Here is a 5,552-nt window from a genome sequence, read left to right as displayed (position 1 = left end):
GAACCATTTACAGAGAAACCGATAAAATTATTGGCGCACAGAGGATTTTTAATATTAGTTACTAAAGAAAACTACCAAATATATCAAACTTTACCGATAATAGAAAAACTAAAAGATGAATAACAAAAATACAAGAAATAAAAAATAGCTTGTAGTTAAGGTTGAGCAAAAAAATAAAATATTTAATTTGTATTCACATGCAACCTTTCTTCAAGAAAGGAGATGGAACATTATGAGAAGAAAAGTCATGTTTTTGATGTATATTTTGCTAAGCTTATTTCTTTTAGCTAATTCCTCTAACATCTATTGTGTAATTGAAGAACATGTTAAAGCACTAGACACTTATGACAAAAGAACCTTCAGTAATCAAGTGAATCAGCTAATCTTGGAAGAACAATTAATTAATTTTAATGCCATTCCATCAGCAACTTTCACTTTTAATCAAAACGACTATAGTATAAATATTTCTAAGGACTTAAGAGATGTCTTGTATATGAGGAAGATAAAAGAAGAAAAAGAGAAAGAAATTATCAAATCAAAATTTCAAGAAATAAATGTGAAACAAGAACTCATAATTTCTGTATTCTTGTCATTTATGAATTACTTCATTCAAGGAGAAATATTAAAAAATTATCAAAATTACTATTCTTATTTTGAAGAAGAATCTGCTAAGTTAGAAAAAGATTACAAGGAAAAATTGATGAGTTATGAAGAATACCTCAGCAAAAAAGTAATGATTTCTCAATACATGGCTAATTTTGATGATATTAATAACTCCTTCGATTTGAGTGAAAAAAGAGCAACTAATTTGAAGATTATTCCCATAGAAGCTGAAAAGTTGTCAGAATTAAACCTAGATAATTATATACAATACTTTTTGAACTCTTACAATAATTCAATATCCATTGATTACATTGTTCAAATGATAAAAGAAATTAATGAATATTATTATATCACATTGGCGCCAAAATATTATACCAATGCTCCCAGTATATCATCCAATTTAACTTACAGAAATTCATATACATTCGATGATCCAAATATTTCATATTCGTTAAATCTTGAAAATACTTTTAATGTGGGGGATTTCTTCTCTTTATCTCCAAATATATCTTATAACCTCTCAAGTGGTTTTTCTGTTGGAATATCTTTCAAAACTATATCCTCTTCCCCACCGCAGAAGAATATTGACGATTTAAGACTATTAGTGGAAGAGCAAAATAACAATCAAATAATGAATATTTATAATATTCAAAATAATATCGATAAATGGGAATCATCTGTTGAAATCTATTCTATGAATTTAGAACAATTAGAATATTTATTAACTCGTTATCCTAATGATTTAAAACTCATATCAGATTATTTAATGATTTACTCTTCTCTTCTAAATGCAAAGGGTAATTTAGCATATTATTGTTTCCTTATGGAATGTGAAATTAATACGTTAGAAAAGAAATATAATTTAATTACCAACGAAAAAGAGGAACAAAATTAGTACCCTCTAATATATTTTTCATATTGGAATAAGTTTAAGTGTTGCTTGCACCTTTGAACTGTATCTTATGCTGGGTTGCTCTTTTCTCATCGAATATCAAGCATGATATATTTTGTGTTTTTCAGAATGAAACCATATTATTTAATCCTTTGTTCATATTTCATTTTTTCTACCCATACTTTTTGGAAGAGAACCAAATTTTTATTGTTTTGTTGGTCACTGTTCTGGTGTTAGGGGGTATATTTGTTTTTGGCGGAGAAATGGTACAGAATCAACAAATGGAGTAGCACTCAAGACGGTTGTAAGTGTTGTAGAAGAAGTAGAGTAAATGCTTAATTGGGATTTTAATATCACTAAAATGGTTGTAGTGAAAAGATAAGAACCATAAAATTATTTCAACAAGCAAAAAGTCAGAAGAATAAAAAAAGAGGGGGAATAAAAATGAAAAAAGAGGTTATTTTGATCATCTTTTTTAGCGTTTTATCGATGATTGTATTTTCTGATGATTTTGGATTGGGAATAAAAATTGGAAAAGTAACTGAAAAACCAGCAGCGGTTTATATGAGAACCTATATTGGAGAATCCAGTTTTATAGGATTTACTCTTACTTGGACGAATTCTGATTATTTACGAATTGACGGAGATTTAGAATTCACTACTCCAAATTATGCTTCTTATAGCAAAAAGGGTCGTTTTTTTAGTTATGGAGCTTCTGTAAAATTTGAAGCCGAAGAAAATTCAATTAATTGGGGTATGTATTTCCCTTTAACTTACAACCAGGACTCACCTGAAGAAACGATATTTTTCTTTATAGAAGTAGCACCGGGTTTCATTTTTTATCCTGAATGGAATGTTGATTATAGAGGGGGATTTGGATTTGGTTCTAAATTTTAATCCAGATTGTTATTTTTTAGGAATTGGTTAATTGTTTGTTAGGTTTTTAGGTCTTTTCTATTCAGAAAAGGGAGAAAGTGAAAGAGAAGGAGGTGAAAGAAATGGAACCCACATTAAATCCAGATTATGCTTCTCCCGAGTCGGAAGTTTGTTATTCTTGTCTTGGGTGTATTACATGTCTTTTACCAAGTCTTTCGGGTTTTTGGAGGAGAGAATAAAGATGTATGATATCAACAAATACGTAGTTTTGAATAATTATTACAAACTTTTAGAATTCCCAACATATGGTGTTTTACAGGTGAATTCAGATAATATGAAGAAAAGAGATAGAATAATTCAAATAGATGGAAAAGAAAATATTGAAAAAGGTTTGTTTCTGAAACAAGCTTCTTCTTTTATAAATCACGATGCTGTGGAATTGTTTAAACTTTGCGATGGCAGTAAATCACTTAAAGAAATATTTGAAATGTTTTCAAATGACGATAAAATTAGGCAATTTTTATTTAGAGCCATTGAAAGAAATCATGTGAGTTTGGTCGATAAACCTTCTGTTGATGGTTTAGATGTAAGAGGAACAAAAGACTTTTTTCTACCTTTACATATGTCAATAGAACTAACCGATGGATGCAACTTAAATTGTAAATACTGTTATAGAAGAGAAGATATAAGGAAAAGCACTTTTATTGATTCAGAAAAATTAAAAGTAATGGTTGAAAAATTGAATAAAGAAACTCTATCTATGGTTGAAATAACTGGTGGGGAGCCTACTTTACATCCGCATTTTACAGAGATTGTAAAGTATATCTTGGGAAGAGGTATAACGGTTGGAGTGCTAACCAATGGAGTTAAATTTCCAGCAAATTCAATGGAAGAGTTGGAACCACATGCAGATAAGATTATATGGGGGGTTAGCTTAGATAGTTACGATCCAGAATATCATGATAAATTTAGGGGCAAAAAAGGGGCTTGGGAATCTACTGTTAAAAACATCAAAAAATTAGTGAACCACAATTTCATTGTTAGAGTGGCGATGGTGGTAACACCTGAAAATATTGATCATTTAGATAAGACCGCGGAATTATGTGTGAATTTAAGTGCAAGATTTTTCACCTTTTCTGCATCACTTCCTTTTGGAAAAGGGAAAGATATCGAATGGAAAGAGGAATATGCACTAAAACTTTTTGAAGAAGGGAACAAAGTAATAAAAAAATACGAAGGAATTATACCCATAGTACAAGAAGAATCTGGGGATCTATTGAAGCATTCAAAAAATTGTGGAGCCGGTTGGAAAAACTTCACCGTTGGTCCTGATTTTACTGTGAGACCATGTGTTATGTCAAATCCAAAAAGAGACGCTATTGGAATAATTGATCCTGATAACCCAACGAAATTTTTTGAGAATCACAAAGAAGAAACTTTTTTCTATTCTAAAATTGTTCCTCCCAATAGGGAAATTTGCGGTGATTGTGAGTTACTCCATTTCTGTTGGCCTTGTATTTTAAGAGCTAGAAAAGCGGTTGAAGATGGATTGATGGATATTGATAAATGCAAGTGGATGAATGATTCGTATATAGAATTTTTAAAAGTAAAAGTACCAAATAGAGGAGATAAAAATGGCCTTAAGTAAATTCGGTACTTTGGGTTTTGTTTTTAAATATACAAAGAGGAGAATATGGCTTTTTATCTTGGGCGTGATTATGCTAATTGTACTCACTTTTCTCAATGAATACTCTAAGAGCGATCATAAGCATCTTTGAATTTGTAGGTGCTCTTTTTATTATGTTTTCAATGAACTTTAAGCTCACTATTCTATTACTTTTAACGGTTCCTGTATTCGGTATAGTAACAAAAATCTTTGGAAGATCTCTTAAAAAATTCACCCATGCCTCTCTTGAAAAAGGTGCAATGTACAGTGGGAAATTGCATCAAGCGATTTTAGGTGGAGAAGAAATAAAAAGACTTGGCATAGAAGAAAAACAGGTAAAGGAGATAAACCAAGCGAGTGAGCAATTTGCAAAGACGATGATAAAAAGGGGAATCTCGATGTCAGGGGGAACGGAGTTATTGACACTTTTTTCTTCTCTTGCAAGTGTATTTTTGCTATACGTTGGAGGAAGTGCTGTTCTAAATGAAAATATCTCTATTGGTACCTATATGGCATTCGCAGGTTATTTTTCGAAATTATATGCCCCTGTTTTAAATTGGAACGCAACGATGTTGACTATCCAACCAGCCTTCGTTACATTGGAAAGAATCAGAAATTTTTTCTTCAAATACCAAAAAGAGGAAGAAACTGGTGATGAATTAGAATTAAACCAAATAAATGAGATAGAGATGAAAAATGTAAGCTTTAAATATCCGGATGGTAATGATTATGTGATAGAAAACTTTGATTTAAATGCCAAAAAAGGTAGTAAAATACTTTTAAAGAGTCCAAATGGAAGCGGTAAATCGACGATAATAAGATTGCTTTTAGGGTTTTATAACAACTATGATGGTAAGATATTGGTTAATGGAACGGACTTGAAAAAGATATCAAAAATTATCGAGCTTGATTTTAACATAATTTTTTGTCTAAACTCTGTAATACTTTATCAATGTATATTTGAAGGCAATTAAAAAACACTTGTACGAGGAGGTGAATGAAAATATGAATAATCTGAACCCCGAATACATCATTGAGGGAGTCGATTGTGCTGGATGTTTTATTTGTAGTTTTTGTTTATTAGGAGGTTGGTCCGCACTTATGCTGATTGGTTTAGCTACTATGGTATACGTTGGTTAAAAGGAAGATAAGTAATTTATTATTATAGGGGAAGAGGAAATTTTTCTCTTCCCTATAAGAAATTCATTTTTGTATGAAATATAAAGAAAGGAAGAAAAAAAATGAAAATGTTGAGAGGGCAATTTTTGATAATGTTTATTTTGATTTCGATCACCTTCACTTTTTCTGTGAGTTTAGAATTCGATGAAAGCTTTGTTGTTAATCTACATGACAATGAAAACGAAATATTGGATATAGTTACTGAAAAAGGTAATGTGTATCTTTTGTCAGAGAACGGCATAGTGTATTTTATAGATTCAAGGTGAAGCGGAAATATTCGTATTAGATGAAGATCTGAATATAAGATTATATATAAATAGCCCAAATTTGCTCTAC

The 5,552-nt window shown here is 30.7% G+C and carries 6 protein-coding genes; all 6 read left to right on the top strand.

Annotated features, from left to right (window positions below; all coding sequences use genetic code 11):
- Positions 1-232: 232 nt before the first annotated feature.
- Positions 233-1,498 (top strand): hypothetical protein, encoded by a 1,266-nt coding sequence (locus tag ACW9JY_RS10260; protein ID WP_457284300.1) that lies wholly within the window; start codon positions 233-235, stop codon positions 1,496-1,498.
- Positions 1,499-1,939: 441 nt separating this feature from the next.
- Positions 1,940-2,392, top strand: coding sequence for a hypothetical protein (locus ACW9JY_RS10255; RefSeq protein ID WP_457284299.1), 453 nt, complete (start codon positions 1,940-1,942; stop codon positions 2,390-2,392).
- 220 nt (positions 2,393-2,612) lie between these two features.
- On the top strand, positions 2,613-4,019 hold the full coding sequence (locus ACW9JY_RS10250) for a radical SAM/SPASM domain-containing protein (protein ID WP_457284298.1): 1,407 nt from the start codon (positions 2,613-2,615) through the stop codon (positions 4,017-4,019).
- Between the two features lie 95 nt (positions 4,020-4,114).
- Positions 4,115-5,011 (top strand): ABC transporter transmembrane domain-containing protein, encoded by an 897-nt coding sequence (locus tag ACW9JY_RS10245; RefSeq protein WP_457284297.1) that lies wholly within the window; start codon positions 4,115-4,117, stop codon positions 5,009-5,011.
- A gap of 31 nt (positions 5,012-5,042) precedes the next feature.
- Positions 5,043-5,177, top strand: coding sequence for a hypothetical protein (locus ACW9JY_RS10240; RefSeq protein WP_457284296.1), 135 nt, complete (start codon positions 5,043-5,045; stop codon positions 5,175-5,177).
- A gap of 101 nt (positions 5,178-5,278) precedes the next feature.
- Positions 5,279-5,482: a hypothetical protein gene (locus ACW9JY_RS10235; protein ID WP_457284295.1), complete on the top strand. Its 204-nt coding sequence runs from the start codon at positions 5,279-5,281 to the stop codon at positions 5,480-5,482.
- Positions 5,483-5,552 lie beyond the last annotated feature (70 nt).

It is taken from the genome of Petrotoga sp. DB-2 (assembly GCF_054051725.1).
Note: the sequence above shows the minus strand (reverse complement) of the source record. Positions and strands in the feature narration are given on the sequence as shown.